The organism is Pseudomonas sp. 43(2021) (genome assembly GCF_017490805.1).
Lineage (GTDB): Bacteria > Pseudomonadota > Gammaproteobacteria > Pseudomonadales > Pseudomonadaceae > Aquipseudomonas.
The window spans coordinates 135,202-154,603 of the sequence record NZ_JAFGYJ010000005.1 but is presented as its reverse complement, the minus strand read 5'-3'; the positions used below and the strand labels follow the sequence as shown (position 1 = coordinate 154,603).

At 62.9% G+C, this 19,402-nt stretch carries 11 protein-coding genes; 6 read left to right on the top strand and 5 right to left on the bottom strand.

The window, feature by feature from the left end:
• Nucleotide 1 precedes the first annotated feature (1 nt).
• The gene (locus J5M71_RS06270) at nucleotides 2-6,469 is read right to left on the bottom strand and encodes a non-ribosomal peptide synthetase (RefSeq protein ID WP_207830843.1); all 6,468 of its coding nucleotides are present in this window, start codon (nucleotides 6,467-6,469) and stop codon (nucleotides 2-4) included.
• Between the two features lie 321 nt (nucleotides 6,470-6,790).
• Here J5M71_RS06270 and J5M71_RS06265 point away from each other — a divergent pair, with 321 nt between their 5' ends.
• Nucleotides 6,791-8,197 carry a PAAR domain-containing protein gene (locus tag J5M71_RS06265; protein WP_207830841.1) on the top strand — a complete coding sequence of 469 codons (1,407 nt, stop codon included), beginning with the start codon at nucleotides 6,791-6,793 and terminating at the stop codon, nucleotides 8,195-8,197.
• Nucleotides 8,198-9,338: 1,141 nt separating this feature from the next.
• On the opposite strand, the gene J5M71_RS06260 is transcribed toward J5M71_RS06265, so the two are convergent.
• Nucleotides 9,339-9,599, bottom strand: coding sequence for a DUF3077 domain-containing protein (locus J5M71_RS06260; protein WP_025340199.1), 261 nt, complete (start codon nucleotides 9,597-9,599; stop codon nucleotides 9,339-9,341).
• 644 nt (nucleotides 9,600-10,243) lie between these two features.
• On the bottom strand, nucleotides 10,244-11,227 hold the full coding sequence (locus J5M71_RS06255) for a TauD/TfdA family dioxygenase (protein ID WP_207830840.1): 984 nt from the start codon (nucleotides 11,225-11,227) through the stop codon (nucleotides 10,244-10,246).
• 181 nt (nucleotides 11,228-11,408) lie between these two features.
• Between J5M71_RS06255 and azu the strand changes: the two genes are divergently transcribed.
• Together azu and J5M71_RS06245 are read left to right on the top strand one after the other, a co-directional pair.
• A complete protein-coding gene (gene azu, locus J5M71_RS06250; RefSeq protein ID WP_063912959.1) occupies nucleotides 11,409-11,858 on the top strand; it encodes an azurin in 450 nt (149 codons plus the stop codon).
• A 32-nt stretch (nucleotides 11,859-11,890) separates the two neighbouring features.
• Nucleotides 11,891-13,543 carry a cyclic peptide export ABC transporter gene (locus tag J5M71_RS06245; RefSeq protein ID WP_207830839.1) on the top strand — a complete coding sequence of 551 codons (1,653 nt, stop codon included), beginning with the start codon at nucleotides 11,891-11,893 and terminating at the stop codon, nucleotides 13,541-13,543.
• A gap of 245 nt (nucleotides 13,544-13,788) precedes the next feature.
• On the opposite strand, the gene J5M71_RS06240 is transcribed toward J5M71_RS06245, so the two are convergent.
• Both J5M71_RS06240 and cysK read right to left on the bottom strand, forming a co-directional pair.
• Complete coding sequence (locus tag J5M71_RS06240; RefSeq protein ID WP_063912961.1) at nucleotides 13,789-14,724, bottom strand: aspartyl/asparaginyl beta-hydroxylase domain-containing protein; 936 nt, start codon at nucleotides 14,722-14,724, stop codon at nucleotides 13,789-13,791.
• A gap of 173 nt (nucleotides 14,725-14,897) precedes the next feature.
• A complete protein-coding gene (gene cysK / locus J5M71_RS06235; protein ID WP_207830838.1) occupies nucleotides 14,898-15,872 on the bottom strand; it encodes a cysteine synthase A in 975 nt (324 codons plus the stop codon).
• 134 nt (nucleotides 15,873-16,006) lie between these two features.
• Here cysK and J5M71_RS06230 point away from each other — a divergent pair, with 134 nt between their 5' ends.
• The 3 genes from J5M71_RS06230 to J5M71_RS06220 all read left to right on the top strand — a co-directional run bounded on the left by J5M71_RS06230 (nucleotide 16,007) and on the right by J5M71_RS06220 (nucleotide 19,346).
• Nucleotides 16,007-17,080 carry a DUF748 domain-containing protein gene (locus J5M71_RS06230; protein ID WP_207830836.1) on the top strand — a complete coding sequence of 358 codons (1,074 nt, stop codon included), beginning with the start codon at nucleotides 16,007-16,009 and terminating at the stop codon, nucleotides 17,078-17,080.
• A 228-nt stretch (nucleotides 17,081-17,308) separates the two neighbouring features.
• Entirely contained in the window at nucleotides 17,309-18,154 is an 846-nt protein-coding gene (locus J5M71_RS06225; RefSeq protein WP_013973748.1) for a MoxR family ATPase, read from the top strand.
• 13 nt (nucleotides 18,155-18,167) lie between these two features.
• Nucleotides 18,168-19,346 (top strand): VWA domain-containing protein, encoded by a 1,179-nt coding sequence (locus tag J5M71_RS06220; RefSeq protein WP_013973749.1) that lies wholly within the window; start codon nucleotides 18,168-18,170, stop codon nucleotides 19,344-19,346.
• Nucleotides 19,347-19,402: the final 56 nt, after the last annotated feature.

The window sequence follows — 19,402 nt, the reverse complement described above, 5'->3', positions numbered from 1 at the left end:
GTCAGGCCTCTGTGAATGCATTCATCATTTGTTCGATATCGCTCAGGCCGTCGTCGGAGAGCGACAGGCCCTGTTCGTCCAGCGCCTGGGCGAACGCGCGCAATTCGGGGTGGCTGAAGATCAGCCGCAGGGGGATGTCGAGCCCCAGCTCGACGTTGATCCGCGACACGGCCTGGGCCGCCAGCAAGGAGTGGCCGCCCAGCTCGAAGAAATTGTCGTTCAGGCCGACCCGGGCAACGTTGAGCAACTGTGCCCAGATGCTCGCCAGCTGCTGTTGCCGCTCGGTCTGCGGCGCCTGGTAGTCATGCTGTGGCTGGTTCGGGTCGGGTAGCGGCAGGGCCTTGCGGTCGAGTTTGCCGCTGGGGGTCAGCGGCATGCTCGGCAGGGTCACCAGGTAGGCCGGGATCATGTAGTCCGGCAGCCTGGCCTTGAGGTACTGCTTCAAGGCCAGGCGCAGATCGCCGCGGTAGCCTTCGGCCGGCACCGCGTAGGCGCACAGCTGCTTGCCACTGGGCAGGTCGATGGCCAGCACGGTGGCTTCGCGTACGTCCGGGTGCGCCCGCAGGTACTGCTCGATCTCGCCCAGCTCGATACGGAAGCCGCGCACCTTCACCTGGTGGTCGACCCGGCCGCGATAGGCCAGCTGACCGTTGTCGTCATAGCAGCCGAGGTCGCCGGTGCGGTACAGACGGCCACCGCCAACCGGGTCGAACGGGTCGGGGATGAAACGCTCGGCGGTCAGCGACGGCCGCTGGTGATAACCGCGCGCCAGGCACCCTGCCCCGCCGATGAACAGCTCGCCGGGCACGCCTACCGGTGTCGGCGCCAGGCCATCGTCCAGGGCATGCAGGGTACGCCCCGGCAGGGCACGGCCGATCGGCACGCCGCCCCGGCTGACCTGCTCCACGGTCATTTGCGAGCAGTCGTAGGTGGTGGCGACCACGGTGGCTTCGGTCGGGCCGTAGGTGTTCAGCAGACGCACTGCTGGCGGGCCATCGGCCAGCCAGGCGCGCAGGGCATCTTCCGGCACCGCCTCACCCCCCACGTGAATCTGTTTCAGCCGGCCATAGCCCTCGGGGGCTCGGCGCTCCAGCGCCAGCAGGCGCCAATAGGCCGCCGGCAGGTCGGCCACGGTCACGCCGTGGCGGTTGATCTCGTCCAGCAGGATGGCGGTATCCCACAGCCGCAGGTCGCGCAGCACCACACAGGCGCCCTGGGCCAGCGGCGGGAAGAACTGCTCGATGAAGCCGTCGAAGCTGACGGTGGCGAACTGCAGCACTCGATCATCCGGGCTGAGGCGCGAATAGTCGCCGGCCACCTGGCAGAACACCGACAGGGCCTGGTGGTCGATGGCCACGCCCTTGGGCATGCCGGTGGAGCCGGAGGTGTAGATGACATAGGCGAGGTTGTGCGGTGCAGCCAGGTTGGCCAGCGGCTCGGCGGGCCAGGCATGCAGCCACTCGGTGCCCGGTTCCAGTACCACGCAGGGCAGTTGCTTGCCCGCTTGCAGGCGCTCACGCGAGGGCGCGTCGGCCAGCAGCAGGCCGATGTTGCTGTCCTCGACCATGTAGGCCAGACGCTCTTGCGGGTAGTCCGGGTCCAGCGGCACGTAAGCGCCACCTGCCTTGTGAATGGCGACCAGCGCCAGGGCCATGCCCAGGCCGCGCTCGACGGCCACGCCGACCAGGCAATCCGGCCCCACGCCCAGCGCCCGCAGGCGGTGGGCCAGCTGGTTGCTGCTGCGGTCCAGTTCGGCATAGGTTATCTGCTGGTCGTCGAAGATCAGCGCCAGCGCATCCGGCCGCTCACGCGCCTGGCGCTCCAGCAACTGGTGCGCGCACAAGCCGCTGCCAGCCTGGGGTGCCGGGTTCCAGCCGTAGGTCAGCTGCTGGCGTTCGACACTGCCGAGGAAGTCCAGCTCGGCAATGCAGCGCTGCGGTTCGGCGCAGATGGCTTGCAGCAGTACTTGCCAATGCCCGGCCATGCGCTCGATGCGTGCGGCATCGAACAGGTCGGTGGAATAGTTGAACGAAGCGGTTACGCCATCGGAGCGCTCCAGGGTGTTGAGCGAAATATCGTACTGCGCGCCCGGCTCCTGCAGGTCCACTTCCTTGACCTGCAGGCCGTGCAAGGCATCGCTGGAAACCTGCTCGCCAAGGTCGCGCAGGTGGTTGTACAGCACCTGGAAGAACGGGTTCACGCCCTGGTCGCGCTCCGGGTACAGCGCTTCGGCTACCTCCAGGAACGGTACATCCTTGTTGGCCTGGGCCTGCAAGGTGGTTTCCTTGATCGCCGCCAGCAACTGCGGGAACGGCTGGCTGCCGTCGACACTGATGCGGGCCACCACCACGTTGATGAAGAAGCCGATCAGCCCCTCCAGCTCCAGGCGATTGCGGTTGGTGACCGGCACGCCGATGTTGAGCGTGCCCTTGCGGCTGTAGCGCGACAGCACGATGGCATACGCCGCCAGGAACACATGGAACAGCGTGGTGTTGGATGCCACCGCCAGTGCCCGCAGGCGCTCGGTGAGGGCCTGCGGCAGGCGCACGTCGAAGCGGCTGCCCTGGTAGCTTTTGACCTGTGGGCGAATGCGATCGGCGGGCAGTTCCAGCACTTCGAAGTCGTCTTCCAGGCGGGCCTTCCAGTAGCCGATCTGCGCCTGCATCTGCCCCTCGGCCAGCCACTTGCGCTGCCAGGCGGCGAAATCGGCGTACTGCACCGGCAGCGGCTCGAGGGTTTGCGCCTGGCCCGTGGCGGCGGCGTTGTAGGCGGCGGCGAACTCGCGCACCAGCAGGCTCATCGACCAGCCATCGGAAACGATATGGTGCAAGGTCAGCGACAGCAGGTGCTCCTGTGCATGCACCTTGAACAGCCGGGCACGCAGCAGCGGACCGCGCTCCAGGTCGAACGGCACGAAGGCTTCGGCTTCCAGCTTGCGCATCTGCGCGGCGTGGTCCTGGCCGCAGAGGTCTTCGAAACCGATCGGGACCGTGGCCGCCGGCAAGATGCGCTGCCAGGGCAGGCCGTCGGCCTCGACGAACACCGTGCGCAACGATTCATGGCGGGCCACCAAGGCATCCAGTGCGGCCTGCACGGCGGCGCGGTCGAGGTGGCCCTGCATGCGCACGGCCATCGGCGTGTTGTAGGCCAGGCTTTCGGGGTTGAGCTTCCAGAACAGCCACTGGCGGTTTTGCGAACGGGACACCGGCAGGGGTTGCTGGCGGTCGAGGATTTCGATGTCCAGGCCCGCGCCCTGCTCGCCTTCGGCCACAGCCTGGGCAAAGGCCTGCAGGTCGACGGTGTCGAACAGGGTGCGCAGCGGGATATCCACGCCCAGTTGCTTGCGTATCCGCGATACCGCCTGGGTGGCCAGCAGCGAATGGCCGCCAAGGGCAAAGAAGTTGTCGCTCAGGCCTACCTGCGGTACTTGCAGGACTTGCGCCCAGATCTGCGCCAATTGCGTTTGCAGCGGGGTCTGCGGCGCCTGGTAGGCCACCTGGGTGGCGACGGGCTCCGGCAGCGCCTTGACATCGACCTTGCCGTTGACCGTGACCGGCAGGTGCTCCAGCACCATCAGATGGGTCGGCACCATATGCTCGGGCAGCAGGCTTTTGAGGCTGGCGCGGATCGATTCCTGCCAGGCCAGGCTGTCGGCCGGCATCTGGCTGGGCACCAGCCAGGCAGCCAGTTGCAGTTGCGGCGCCTGGCCATGCACGCGAACCAGGGCATTGGCAACGCCATCCAGGGCACGCAGCCGGTTTTCGATTTCGGCCAGTTCCACGCGATAGCCACGGATCTTCACCTGGCCATCCATGCGCCCGGCAAACTGCAGGTCGCTGCCTTGGCGTACCCAGTCACCGCTGCGGTACAGGCGTTGGCCGTGGCTGCCGCTCGGGTCGGGGACGAAGCGCTCGGCGGTGAGTGCCGGGCGGTTCAAGTAGCCACGGGCCAGGCCGGCGCCGCCGATATACAGCTCACCCTTGGCCTTGGTCGGCAGGGGTTGCAGGCAGTGGTCGAGCACCGCGACGCGGGTGTTGGCCAGCGGCTGGCCGAGGCTGGCCTGCTCGTTCAGCTCGGCGACCAGCACACCGACGGTGGTCTCGGTCGGGCCGTAATGGTTGAACACCTTGAGCGCCGGGGCCAGGTTGCGGACCTTGCCCAGCAGGCTCGGGCTGATGGCCTCGCCGCCGAGCACCAGGCACTGCGCCGGCAGCGCCGAGCGGCCTGCCACCAACATGGCCTCCAGGTGCGACGGTACGATCTTCAGCGCGTCTACCTGGTGCTCGGCCAGGTAGGCGGCGAAGCCTTCGGCATCCAGCACCTGCTCGCGTAGCAGCAAATGCAGGGTGTGGCCGCCGCACAGGGCGCCGAACAGCATGGTGTGGCCAAGGTCGGCAGCCGGGGTCGAGACCTGGGCCATGCTGCGGATACGCTCGACCGGCAAACGCGCGCTGACGCCTTCGACGTAGTTGGCCAGGGCGCCGTGGCTGATCGCCACGCCCTTGGGCTGGCCGGTGGTGCCGGAGGTGTAGATCACGTAGGCCAGGTTGGCCGGTGCCGGGACGATGCGGGCGGCGCGGCCATTGCCGGTTTGCGTCCAGTCCAGACGCTGCACGCCCTCGGGCAGTTCGGCCTGCCAGTCATCGGGCGCCAGCAGCAGGCGCGCCCCGCTGTCGGCAAGCATGTAGGCCAGGCGTTCGGCCGGCTGCTCGGGCTCCAGTGGCAGGTACGCGCCACCGGCCTTGAGCACGCCGAGGATACTGGCGAGCATGCCGACACTGCGGTCGGCCAGCACGCCGACCAGTGTGTCCGGCCCTGCTCCGGCTTCCACCAGCCGACCTGCAATGGCCTCGGCGCGGGCATCGAGTTCGGCGAAGCTGGCCTGCTCGCCCGCGGCCATCACCGCCGTGCGCTCGGGGTGGCGCCTGGCGGCGGCGGCAACGCGCTGGTGGACCAGCAGCGTTGCGTCAGCCTGCACAGGCGCGCCAATGGCAGGGGCCAGGCCTGGCAATGGCAACTCGCCGACTGCGCCACCCGCTTCGTCGGCCAATGCCTGTACCAGGGCCAGCCACTGCTCGCCCAAGGCTTCGACGGTGGCCGTATCGAACACATCGGTCGCATAGGTGAACGCTGCGTGCAGCTGCCCCGCTCGTTCATGGGTGTCCAGCGCGAGGTCGAAGCGGGCGCTGTGCTTTGCCAGCGCGACAGGCGCCAGGCTCAGGCCGGAGCGGGTCTCGATGGCCTGCACATCCGCCACCTGCGCCTGGTGGTTGAACAGCACGCGGAACAGCGGGCTTTCGCTGGTGCGCGGCAGGTCCAGGGCTTCGACCAGTTGTTCGAACGGCAGGTCCTGATGGCTTTGCGCGCCCACGGCGGTTTCGCGCACGCGCTGCAACAGACCGGCGATGTCCAGCAAAGGGTCGATTTCGGTGTGCAGTACCTGGGTATTGATGAAGCAGCCGATCAGCCCTTGGCTTTCGACGCGGTTACGGTTGGCGATAGGCACGCCGACGCGGATCGCCGACTGGCCACTGTAGCGCTGCAGCAACAGCTTGAAGGCGGCCAGCAGGACCATGAACAGGGTGACGTTATGCTTGCGTGCCAGGCCGCGCAGGCGTTCGGCGACATCGGCGGCGATGGGGAACTCGTAGCGCGCGCCGCGATAGCTGGGGCGGCCCTGGCGGTTGCGGTCCAGTGGCAGCGCCAGCGGTGAATGGTCGTCGCCCAGGCGCGCCTGCCAGTAGGCCAGCTGGCGCTCCTGCTCACCGGCCTGGAGCCAGCTGCGCTGCCACAGGGCGTAGTCGCGGTACTGGATCGGCAGCGGTTCCAGGCGGGCTTCGCTGCCGGCCACGGCGGCGTCGTACAGGTGCAGGAATTCGTCGATCAGCACGTTCATCGACCAGCCGTCGGCGACGATGTGGTGCAGGGTCAGCAGCAGAATGTGCTCCTGTGCCGCCAGTTGCAGCAGGCGTACACGCAGCAGCGGGCCGCTGGCCAGGTCGAAGGGGGCCAGGGCTTCGGCTTCGGCGATGGTTTCGATGGCGGCCTGACGGGCCACCTCGTCCAGGCCGGCCAGGGCATCCTGGTGCAGCTGCAACGGGGCGGCGCTGGCATCGACCTGCTGGCGCACGTCATCGCCGTCGGCGACAAAGCGGGTGCGCAGGGTTTCGTGGCGAGCCACCAGGGCATCGAAGGCATGCTGCAGGGCAGCCAGGTCCAGTGGGCCATTCAGGCGCACGGCCATGGGCAGGTTGTACGCCGCACCTTGTGGGTCGAGCTGCCAGAGGAACCACATGCGCCGCTGGGCGTACGACAGCTGGTCACGCTCGGCCACCTCCACCCCGGGCGCGATCGGCAGCACGGAAAAATCCATGCCCTCGCCCTGCAGCGCCTTGAGGAACAGGCGGCGCTTGTCGGGGCTGAGTTCGATGAAGCGGCGGGCGAGCTTGAGCGTTTGGTCGGCATTCATGTCGAGCGGTGTCCTGGCAGTCGAGCGGTAACTGTCAGACGAAGGTGTGGGGGGTTGATTTAGTGGCGGGACTGCAGGGCTGTGGCGGTGGCCTTGTCGGCCTCTTCGCGGGTAAAACCCACAGGTACACCACAGCTATCGAGGCTTGTGCACTACCTGTGGGAGCGGGCATGCCCGCGAAGAGGCCGGCATTGCCATCAATAAAATCACGTAGTCCAAATCTCTATTCCTTGTAGGACCCTTCCTAAACCCTCCCCAACCCGAAAATACCCGCCCACAGCCTGCTAGGTTCCTGGCTTCCACCTGAAAAAGAGGCGAGCCATGAGCATGCGCATGAACATCTTCGGCCGATACCAAGGCCTGGACGGCGACGAAACCAGCACAGGCGCCATTTGCATTGCCAGCCAAGCCAGGGGCCGTGTGCATGGCCGCAACTGGCTACTTCAAGGCGACCCGACCACACCCTGCCCGCTATGTGGACAAGCGGGCACCATCGTCGAGGGCGAAGTCCGCTGGCGGCAGGATGGTATTCCCACGGCTCTGGACGGAGCACTGGTGCAATGCGGGTGCCCACAGGGCAGCAATCGCCTGGTTGCAAGTGGGTACGCACCTCCGGCTTCGCGCAGGGCACCCGCACCTGAGCCTGTTCGTGAGGCACCAGCACAGGCCCGGACGGGTAACCCGGCAAGAAGTACCTATCAGCCTGAGGTGGTTCAGCCCTCGCCCACTCCTCAAGGCATGGAGCCCGGCTTCTACATCGTTCCGCGCTGCATGTCATACCAGGAAGTCCTGGCAGAGCTGGGCGCGCCGCAGGCCAACCTGCCTCGGTCAATTCTGGAGCGGCTGAACCCGACGTACCAGCAGGGGTTCAAGGCGGGCGAGATCTTTGTCATTGGCGATGGTTTGAGGCGCCCGGTGTGCACTCGGGAAGAACTGTCTGCGATGAGTGCAGCAAAACAAGCTCGTGAAGCACTGGCGGAACTGACGCCCGAAGAGGCGGAATTCATGATGCGCCATCAAGCCGAGATTGCTGCGTTGCTCAGCGATGTGAGCCTGGCGATGGGGGTGAGCGAGGCGATGGTTGCCAAGTCGCTGGATGAACTCAGCACCCTATTGCAAAAAATAGAGGATCTACATAAAGAGCAATTCATCAAGTACGGGCATCTCCGCCACCCTGAGTTCTTTGCGGAGCGTCAAAGACTGTTCAAGCAATTGAATGCGAACCTGAAAGCAACCACTCTGAACAAGCGACTCAATCTTGGAAGCTATGAAAACCTACGACGAGATTTGGGGATATCATCAAGAAGCCTAGTTCATCACTGGAGTAAAGCAGGGACCCCGACGCATATCCCTGGTTACTCGACACACCTAGACAAACTGGCCAAAATGGCTAAATACCTCAAGGCCGGAGGATATATAGGCATTACCATTGGCGGCACTGGCTCGGCATTAAAAATATCGGAAGTTTGCCAGACAGGCAACATGAAGGATTGTCAAAAGGTAAGAATCACTGAAGCGGGAAATTTTTCAGGCGGGCTAGCTGCGGGCTGGCTAGGCGGAAAGATAGCAGGCAAAGCCGCCACAAAAGTTTGTTGGAAAGCCGGAGCCGCCGGCTTGGCATGCGGAATTGTGATTACTGGCGCAGGCGCACTAGCGGGAAGCATTGCAGGCATGGGCGGCGGCGAAGAGTTAGGCGAAGTAATCTTCGAGGCCTTTCAAGATGATTGATCATCTGGACATAAAATTAAGGATATTTATAGTAGCCTCACCTTTCTGCCTCGGCCTGACCGCACTTGCAATGGACTTTCACATTGCAAGTTCTCAGCAGTATAAAGAAATGGTCACAGCACTTCACCGAAGCCCATGTCTTTCATACGCCATAACCCTTTGGGGAGAGAAAAGCATACGCTCAAGAATGCTGGTGATTTTCATGGTAGCAGGCGCCATCACCTTCCCAATCTCCAGTATTCGCAGAGGCCTACTTGACAAAGAAGATTATGAGAGACTCCCCAGACCATTAAAAACCAAAATCGTTATCGCATCATGGTTAAATACAACCGGGTTCACTTGGCTAGTCATAAACCACTTCATAATTTAGCCACAACAGAGACAACACAATGTACACATTTGAGAATTCGCCAGCCGAGTTACCACACACCAGAACGCAGCTCTACGTAACCTCCATATCAAAGTTAATAATAATGGGAGGGTTATCTGCGGGACTCTATCTTTACTACTGGAATTACAAACACTGGTTACTCATCCGGGGTCAGCGTGGCTTTAAACTCATTCCACTCCTATGTACAATTTTTGGCGCCCTAACAATATACTTCTTGATGAGAAAAATTGTCGCTCGATGCCGCCAAGCGAACCAGCCGGTAGAAGGTAGTGCACTCGGCGTCACCCTTATGTATTGCACCCCTCCACTAATGATGATGTGCTGGGAGTTCTCACTTTCCGAATCCTACCTTGCCAATCTTCCGCTCTCAATCTTGATCATGGCTCCGATCATGCTAATGCTCATCTACATCACATTTTTTGCGGTAGCAATGATACAAGTACAGCAGGCAGTCAATGTCTGCGAAGGTGATGCGTGTGGGCTGCAAAATTCACAAATAACTTGGACAAATGTTATGTGGTTGATTGCTTGCTGGATGCCTATGGCCGCGCTCTTTGGATTCTTGTCAGGTTACGCACCATTCACGAAATAACTCGATCAGCCAAACCTTGCCTGCTGGAACCTGACCCGGATGAACCCATTCCCACAGGAGTTGTGCATACCCTGCGGCATTCTGCTTAACCTGAGGCATGCACAATCCCTGTAGGAGCGGCTTTAACCGCGAAAGGGCCAGCCCAGCCAATACAAGGATCAGCGCATCAAACCCAACTCGGCATCATCCAGCAGCGCCTTGGCCATGGCTGCAAAGTAATGCGATGCCCAGAGCATCTGCTGATCGCCGTCCATCAAACCGGTCAGTGACAAGTCGCGTGCATAGCCCATCAGTTCCGAGGCTTGCTCCCGGGCGCTGCGGCAGGGGATGCCCTCAGCGATACGGAACAGCGGATGGGTTTGGCCTTCGCCTTGGTAGAAGTAGGTGACACCGGGGGTGGTTTTGGTTTCGTCGGTCATGGAATGGTCATCATATGAGTTATGTGCCACCCGTCCGTTTCCACACATTGGGGTGACAGCTGCACACGGGGTGGAAAACCAGGCATATGATGAACCCGGTAGGCCCGAAAGCCTCCCGCGTACAGCTGTCATGTCAACAATCATCATATGTCTTGCCAGGTTTCCACACCCGATCGCTGAACCGTCAGCGACAGGCAAAGCCTAGAGTGCGGGATTTGCAGGAACAATCAGACGCGTGTCGACAGAGGTTGTAGGGTATTTCGCAGGGGGTGGAGTTGCCAGTCCCGAGGCGTAGGAAGAGTCTGGGATTTTTGTAGGTTGCTGGGGGCATGTCTTGAGAATGCGTCAGGGCTGACAGGTGTTCGCCATGACAGGTTCAGCGCCTATGAGATCGAGCGCCGCCCGCGCGGCGCATCGCGAGCGAAGCTCGCTCCTACATTTGTTTCGGGCCAGTATTGCCTGTGCCAGCGCGCGCGGCCGCCTTGTTTGTCCCACACGATATCCAGTCGAACGCCAAGGGGCCGCGCGCCAATGCCTCAGGAATAATTGGCCCGAAACAGATGTAGGAGCGAGCTTCGCTCGCGATGCGCCGCGCGGGCGGCGCTCGATCTCACAGGCGCCACACCTGCCAAGGCGAACACCTGTCAGCCCAACACCTCCCTATGCCCCTGCGCCATCGCCACCACCACCTTGCGCTTGCCGGTAAACGGCGACCGCGCATGCGCCGCGAGCATGTTATCCAGCATCAGCACATCGTTCTCCAGCCAAGGGAAGCTAATGGTGCATTCATCCAGCACCCCACGCACTTCATCCAGCAGCGAATCCTCGATGGTCGTACCGTCGCCGTAATACACGTTACGCGGCAGGTCCTCTTCCTCGACGATGTCCATCAACGACTCGCGCACTTCTGGCTGCAGGTTCGACACATGGAACAGGTGCGCCTGGTTGAACCACACGTCCTCCCCGGTCACCGGGTGACGCGCCACCACCTGGCAGCGCTGACGGGTGCGCAATTCGCCGTCATCCTTCCAGATGCACTCGATGGCATGCGCCCGGCAATAGGCCTCGACCTGGCGCGGGTCCTCAGTGTTGAACACCTGCGACCATTCCACATCAAGGCCGTTGCCGTAGTTGCGCACGTACATCAGCCCCTTCTCCACCAGCCGCTCACGAATACGCACCGGCATGCGCCGGTACACCTCGCGGCTGTCGGCAATCGGCGTCTGGCCACCGGTCTCGGCGGGGATCACGCTGTAGAACCAGATCTTCATCGGCCATTCCAGGGTATAGGCCTGCTCGTTGTGCAAGGGGATGCTCTGGTGCGCCGGGTACTCGGTGGAGGTGTACACCCCCTTGGTCACGTTGCTGCGCGGGGTGGAGCCAAATTCGTAATTGAGCAACGGGTGGCCGAAAGAAGCGGCGAACTGGCGGAACGCTTCGGCGCCACCCACCTCGAACCCGCGAAACAGGATGCCGCCGGCCTGCAGCAGGTGCTGGTCCACCAGCGGCTGCAACTCGGCAAAGGCTTCCAGCAGGTCGATACCCGGCTCCGGCGCGCGTACCAGCAGCGGCAGGTTGCCGCGCGCGGCGTCCAGGGGTTCGATCGCAAAGCTCAGCAGTTCACTCATGTCCGGTCACCTCAAGCCAGGGCCGCATAGGCGGCGAAATCGGGATGTGCGCCATGTCGGCGCCTGACTAGATGAACGAGCGGGCCATGGGGAAATTCACCAGGGCCGCACACACAGGTAAAGCTGGCACGCGCCGGTTCGTCTGAACGATGTGCACCCGTTTATCGCCCAGGAACCGTACATGACTCGCCAGCTTCTGCTCCTCGCCCTGCTCGCCGCGGCCCCTGCCGCGTGGTCGGCAGAGCCATGCGCCGTGGAAATCCATGGCACCGACCAGATGACCTTCGACAAGGCCGCCATCAGCGTGCCCAAGGCCTGCACCGCGTTCACCGTCACCCTCACCCACCCCGGCGCCATGCCGAAGAACGTGATGGGCCACAACTGGGTGCTGAGCACCCAGGCCGACATGCAGGGCGTGCTCGACGACGGCCTGAAAGCCGGCGAAGCGCAGGACTACGTGAAGCCCGGCGACACCCGGGTCATCGCCCACACCCGCCTGATCGGCGGCGGTGAAACAGACAGCGTCACCCTCGACACCCGGTCGCTCAAGGCCGGTACCGCCTACAGCTTCTACTGCTCGTTCCCGTTCCACAGCACCTTGATGAAGGGCACCCTGACCCTCGGCAGCTGACCCCGCCCACTTCACCAGCGAGATCACGCTTCATGAAAACCTCCTCCCCCGGGGCCATCCGCGAATTGCTGGGCCTGCTGAAACCCTACCGCCCGGCGGTAATCGTCTCGGTGCTGCTGGGCATGCTCGGCGGCCTGGCCGTCACCGCCCTGCTGGCCACCGTCAACCAGGGCCTGCATGCGGCGGGCGGCATGAGCCAGGGCGTGATCCTGGCCTTCGCCGGCCTGTGCGTGCTGGCCCTGGTCAGCAGTGTGGCGGCCGACAGCGGCACCAACTACGTAGGGCAGAAAGTCATAGCCAGGCTGCGCAAGGACCTCGGCGCCAAGGTGCTGTCGGCACCGATCGAGCAGATCGAGCGCTACCGCACCCACCGCCTGATCCCGGTGCTGACCCGCGACGTCGACACCATTAGCGACTTTGCCTTCGCCTTCGCTCCGCTGGCCATCTCGCTCACCACCGTGACCGGCTGCATGGCCTACCTGGCCTGGCTGTCGTGGCCGATTTTCCTCATCACCCTGGCAGCCATCGGCATCGGCAGCGGCGTGCAGTACATCGCCCGGCAAAAAGGCGTTGCCGGTTTCAACGCTGCCCGCGATGCCGAAGACAACCTGCAAAAGCACTACTCGGCCATCGCCGAGGGCGCCAAGGAGCTGCGCATCGACCGCCGCCGCCGCCACGCCATGCTGACCCGCAACATCCAGGGCACCGCCGACTTCATCGCCAACACCCATATCCGCGCCATCAACATCTTCGTCGCGGCCAAGAGCCTGGGGTCGATGCTGTTCTTCGTGGTCATCGGCCTGACCCTGGCCCTGCAATCGCTATGGCCGAGCAACGACCCGGCGGTGATGAGCGGCTTCGTGCTGGTGCTGCTGTACATGAAAGGCCCGCTGGAAACCTTGATCGGCAACCTGCCTATCCTCGGCCGCGCCCAGGTGGCGTTCCGCCGCATCGCCGACCTGTCCGAGCGCTTTTCCTCGCCCGAGCCGCACCTGCTGCTGGAGCCGCCGGTCAAGCGCGCCGCCCCGGCCAGCGCGCACCTGGAGCTGCATAACGTCGAGTATGCCTACCCGCCGGTGGACGGCAACGAGCCGTTCCGCGTCGGGCCGGTGAACCTGAGCATCGAGCCGGGCGAGATCCTGTTCATCGTCGGCGAGAACGGCTGCGGCAAGACCTCGCTGATCAAGCTGCTGCTGGGCCTGTACACCCCGCAACGCGGCGAAGTGCGCCTGAACGGCAAGGCCGTCGGCCCGGAGGGGCTGGATGACTATCGCCAGCTGTTCACCACGGTATTCGCCGACTATTACCTGTTCGACGACCTGCCCGAGCACGAGCACAGCCTGCCCAGCGATGCCACGCGCTACCTGGAACGGCTGGAGATTGCCCACAAAGTGAGCGTGCGCGATGGCGCCTTTACCACTACCGACCTGTCGACCGGGCAGCGCAAGCGCCTGGCACTGGTCAATGCCTGGCTGGACGGGCGGCCGGTGCTGGTGTTCGACGAATGGGCGGCGGACCAGGACCCGACCTTCCGCCGGGTGTTCTACACCGAGCTGCTGCCGGACCTGAAGCGCATGGGCAAGACCATCATCGTGATTTCGCATGATGACCGGTATTTCGATACGGCGGACAAGGTGGTGCACCTTAGCCGAGGGAAAGTGGTCGAGGCGTTGGAGCCGGCTTGAGACAGCAAAGGGGGGCTGCGCGCCCCCTCATCAACCACAATCTATAATCGCTCTATAGTCTGTCTATAATTCCCTATAAACACCGAACCAGAGAGGTTTCCTGAGAGGACGCAGGGGGCGCTTTGCACCCCTATCGCGACACAAGGCCGCTCCCACAGGTGCTGCGCAATTCCAGGGAGTGGCGCGGTAGCTGTGGGAGCGGCCTTGTGTCGCGATGGGCTGCAAAGCAGCCCCAACCGGCAGAATCAGAACAACCAGCGATACAGCAGATACGCCACCACCGCCGCCAGCACCGGCCGCAGTACGCGGTAGGCCTTGGGGTTGGCGCGCTTGAACTGCTTCACCTGGCCACTGATCCGGTTGCTGAAGCGCTTGCTCCAGGCATACGCCTGGTTGATCCCGCCCACACGCTCGTCATCGGTGTTCTGCGGCGCAGTAGCACGGCCGAGGAAGGCGCTGACCTGGCGGTTGATGCGGGTCATCAGCGGGCTGCTCAGCGGGCGTTCGATGTCGCAGAACAGGATCACCCGGGTGACGTCGGTCTCGTTCTTGACCCAGTGCACGTAGGTTTCGTCGAACATCACATCCTCGCCATCACGCCAGGCATATTCCTCGCCATCGACGTAGATGCGGCAAGCATCGGAGTTGGGGGTGGACAGGCCAAGGTGGTAGCGCAGGGAACCGGCGAACGGGTCGCGGTGCGGGTTCAGGTGGCTGCCGCCGGGCAGCAGGGCGAACATCGCACCCTTGACGTTGGGGATGCTGCTGACCAGCTCGACGGTGCGCGGGCACAGGGTTTCGGCAGAAGGCAACGGTTTGTCGTACCACTTCAGGTAAAAGCGCTTCCAGCCTTTCTTGAAGAACGAACCAAAGCCGGCGTCGTTATCCTTCTCGGCGGCGCGGATGTAGCCCTCGTCGAACAGGCGCATGGCCTCTTCGCGGATTTCCTGCCAGTTGTCCTTCAGCACGTCCAGCTCGGGGAAGCGCTGGCGGTCCAGGTAGGGCTTGGACGGTACGCCGGAGAACAGGTACATCAGGCTGTTATAAGGGGCGAACAGCGCCGAATGGTTGACGAACTGGCGCAACACCGGCAGGCGAGCCTTGCCGCGCAGGTGCACGAACAGCACGCTGCCGAAAAACACCAGCAAGACACCCGCCTTGGCTGCAAAGGAAAAGGTCATGCTTTCACTCCTTGAGGAAGCAACAGGGGTACGCACCCTGCTCTCCGATAAATCATCCTGCCATCATAAACTGATGCCGCCGAGGTAAAAACAACCTGGGCGGCAACTCAATCATGAAGATTTTGCAATGAACCAAGCCGCCAAACGTTGCGCCGGATCAGCGGCAAGGCCGATTACTGCTGGTTTTCCTGCTCGCTGAACATGTCGCTGAACAGCATGCTCGACAGGTAGCGCTCGCCGGAGTCCGGCAAAATTACGACGATGGTCTTACCCTGCATTTCCGGCTTTTCGGCCAGGCGCACGGCTGCCGCCATCGCCGCACCACAGGAAATACCGCAGAGGATGCCCTCCTCCTGCATCAGGCGGATGGCCATGGCCTTGGACTCTTCATCGGTTACCGTCTCCACCTGGTCGACAATCGACAGGTCGAGGTTCTTCGGCACGAAGCCGGCGCCGATGCCCTGGATCTTGTGCGGGCTCGGCTTGAGTTCTTCGCCGGCCAGGGTCTGGCTGATCAGCGGCGATGCCGCTGGCTCCACTGCCACCGACAGGATCGCCTTGCCCTGCGTATGCTTGATGTAGCGCGACACACCGGTGATGGTGCCGCCGGTACCGACGCCCGCCACCAGCACGTCGACCGCGCCATCGGTGTCGTTCCAGATTTCCGGGCCGGTGGTTTTCTCGTGGATCGCCGGGTTGGCCGGGTTTTCGAACTGGCCCGGCAGGAAGTATTGGGCCGGGTCGGAGGCGACGATTTCATTGGCCTTCTCGATGGCGCCCTTCATGCCTTTGGCCGGATCGGTCAATACCAGTTCGGCGCCCAGCGCCTTCAGCACCTTGCGGCGCTCCAGGCTCATCGAGGCGGGCATGGTCAGCATCAGTTTGTAGCCACGGGCAGCGGCAACGAAAGCCAGGCCAATGCCAGTGTTGCCCGAGGTCGGCTCGACGATGGTCATGCCCGGCTTGAGCTTGCCGCTGCTTTCGGCGTCCCAGACCATGTTCGCGCCGATGCGGCATTTGACCGAATAACCCGGGTTACGCCCTTCGATCTTGGCCAGGATGGTCACGCCGCGCGGGGCAATGCGGTTGATCTGCACCAGCGGCGTGTTACCGATGGAGTGGGCGTTGTCTGCAAAGATACGGCTCATGGCAGGGGTCCTTGGCATGAATAAAAGCAGGGAAAGACCTCAAGGGTAAGCCCGGGCCGGTGGCCCGTAAAGCCTGTTCGAACTCAGCCAGACACGTTGCGGTCAACCGCACATCCTGCCTTGGAGACACTTCGATGAGAGCCCGTTATCGCTGGCCGTTGATCGGCCTGGCCAGCCTGATCGTGCTGTTGGTGGCGCTGCACCTGGCCCTGCCCTATCTGGTGCGCGACTACCTCAACGACAAACTGGCCGACATGGGCGACTACCGTGGCCAGGTGGCCGATGTGGACCTGGCCTGGTGGCGCGGCGCGTACCAGATCAACGGGCTGAAGATCGTCAAGACCACCGGCAAGGTGCCGGTGCCGTTTCTCGACGCTCCGCTGATCGACCTGTCGGTGAGCTGGCACGCCCTGTGGCACGACCGCGCAGTGGTTGCCGAAGTGGTGTTCGACCGGCCGGAGCTCAACTTCGTCGATGGCGGCAACAAACAGAACTCGCAGACCGGTCAGGGCACCGACTGGCGCCAGCAACTGGAAAAACTGCTGCCGATCACCCTGAACGAGGTTCGCATCGACAAAGGCGTGCTGACGTTCCGCAACTTCAACTCCAGGCCACCGGTCAACCTCAAGGCCACCCAGCTCGATGCCAGTATTCGCAACCTCACCAACATTCGTGACGAAAAGGGCCGACGCGATGCCAGCTTTGATGGCACCGCGCTGATCGTCGGCGAGGCCAAGGTGGAAAGTCGCGCCACTTTCGACCCCTTCAGCGATTTCGACGACTTCGAGTTCCGCCTGCGCGCCACGGGTATCGAGCTGCGCAAGCTCAATGACTTCGCCAGCGCCTACGGCAAGTTCGACTTCAATGCCGGGCACGGCGATGTGGTAATAGAGGCCGAGGCGACCGACGGCCGATTGAACGGGTATATCAAGCCACTGTTGCGGGATGTGGATGTGTTCGACTGGCAGCAGGATGTGCAGGAAAAGGACAAAGGCTTCTTCCGCTCAGTCTGGGAAGCGCTGGTGGGCGCGACCGAGACGGTATTGAAAAACCAGCCAAAGAACCAGTTCGCGACCCGTGTCGAGCTCAGCGGGAGCGTGCACAAGCAAGATATCAGCGCCTTCGAGGCGTTTTTGCAGATACTGCGCAACGGGTTCATTCAGGCGTTCAATGCGCGGTATGAGCGTGACGCGCCGGATTCCGACTAGGAGCGCGTGACGGGGCATTCAGGGACTGAATACCTGGTCTGCGTTTCCAGTCGACGAACCCCGCGTTATAGTCGGTGACAAATCAAAATATGTACTGCTTGTGCTGGCCTCTTCGCGGGTAAACCCGCTCCCACAGGTACCCCACCTTTCTTGAGGTTTGTGGAATACCTGTGGGAGCGGGTTTACCCGCGAAAGGGCCGGTGCAGGCTTCCAGCAGAGGACAGACCCATGAAGTTCGAAGGCACCCGCGACTACGTCGCCACAGACGACCTGAAACTGGCGGTAAACGCGGCCATCACCCTCGAACGCCCCTTGCTGGTCAAGGGCGAACCCGGCACCGGCAAGACCATGCTCGCCGAGCAGCTGGCGGCTTCGTTCGGTGCGCGCCTGATCACCTGGCACATCAAGTCCACCACCAAGGCCCACCAGGGCCTCTACGAGTACGACGCGGTCAGCCGCCTGCGTGACTCACAACTGGGCGTGGACAAGGTCCACGACGTGCGCAACTACCTGAAAAAGGGCAAGCTGTGGGAAGCCTTCGAGGCCGAGGAACGGGTCATCCTGCTGATCGACGAAATCGACAAGGCCGACATCGAGTTCCCCAACGACCTGCTGCAAGAGCTCGACAAGATGGAGTTCTACGTCTACGAAATCGACGAGACCATCAAGGCCAGACAGCGCCCGATCATCATCATCACCTCCAACAACGAAAAGGAGCTGCCGGACGCCTTCCTGCGTCGCTGCTTCTTCCACTACATCGCCTTCCCTGACCGCACCACCCTGCAGCAGATCGTCGACGTGCACTACCCGAACATCAGCCAGTCGCTGGTCAGCGAGGCGCTGGACGTATTCTTCGACGTGCGCAAGGTACCGGGCCTGAAGAAAAAGCCCTCCACCTCCGAACTGGTCGACTGGCTCAAGCTGCTGATGGCCGACAACATCGGTGAAGCGGTGCTGCGCGAACGCGACCCGACCAAGGCCATTCCGCCGCTGGCCGGCGCGCTGGTGAAGAACGAGCAGGACGTGCAGCTGCTCGAACGGCTGGCCTTCATGAGCCGGCGCGGCAACCGCTGACAGGAGCCGGGCCATGCTGCTCAACCTGTTCAATGAAATGCGCGCGGCCAAGGTGCCGGTGTCGGTACGCGAACTGCTCGACCTGCACCAGGCCCTGCAAAAGCGCGTGGTGTTCGCCGACATGGACGAGTTCTACTACCTCGCCCGCGCCATCCTGGTGAAGGACGAGCGCCACTTCGACAAGTTCGACCGGGCCTTCGCCGCCTACTTCAAGGGCCTGGAGAACCTCGACCGGCACATCGAGGCGCTGATCCCCGAAGACTGGCTGCGCAAGGAATTCGAGCGTTCGCTGACCGACGAGGAGCGCGCGCAGATCCAGTCGCTGGGCGGCCTGGACAAGCTGATCGAGGAGTTCAAGAAGCGCCTCGAAGAGCAGAAGGAACGTCACGCCGGCGGCAACAAGTGGATCGGCACCGGCGGCACCAGCCCGTTCGGCTCGGGCGGTTTCAACCCCGAGGGCATCCGCGTGGGCGAGGCCGGCAAGCGCCAGGGCAAGGCGGTGAAAGTGTGGGACCAGCGCGAATACAAGAACCTGGACGACCAGGTGGAGCTGGGCACGCGCAACATCAAGCTGGCGTTGCGCCGGCTGCGCAAGTTCGCCCGTGAAGGCGCTGCCGAAGAGCTGGACATCGACGGCACCATCGACCACACCGCACGGGATGCCGGGCTGCTGAACATCCAGATGCGCCCCGAGCGGCGCAACACGGTGAAGCTGCTGTTGCTGTTCGACATCGGTGGCTCGATGGACGCCCACGTCAAGGTCTGCGAAGAGCTGTTCTCGGCGTGCAAGACCGAGTTCAAGCACCTGGAGTACTACTACTTCCACAATTTCGTGTACGAGTCGGTGTGGAAGAACAACCTGCGCCGCACCTCGGAGCGCTATTCCACCTTCGACCTGCTGCACAAGTACGGTGATGACTACAAGGTTGTGTTCGTCGGCGACGCGGCCATGGCGCCCTACGAGATTACCCAGCCGGGTGGCAGCGTGGAGCACTGGAACGAAGAAGCCGGGTATGTGTGGATGCAGCGTTTCATGGAGAAGTTCAGGAAGATCATCTGGATCAACCCGTATCCCAAGCAGGCCTGGGACTACACCGCATCGACCCATCTGGTGCGGGACTTGATCGAGGACAAGATGTACCCGCTGACCCTGCAGGGGTTGGAGGAAGGGATGCGTTACCTGTCCAAGTGATGTTGCCGGTACCGGCCCTTTCGCGGGTGAACCCGCTCCCACAGGTATTGCGCAAG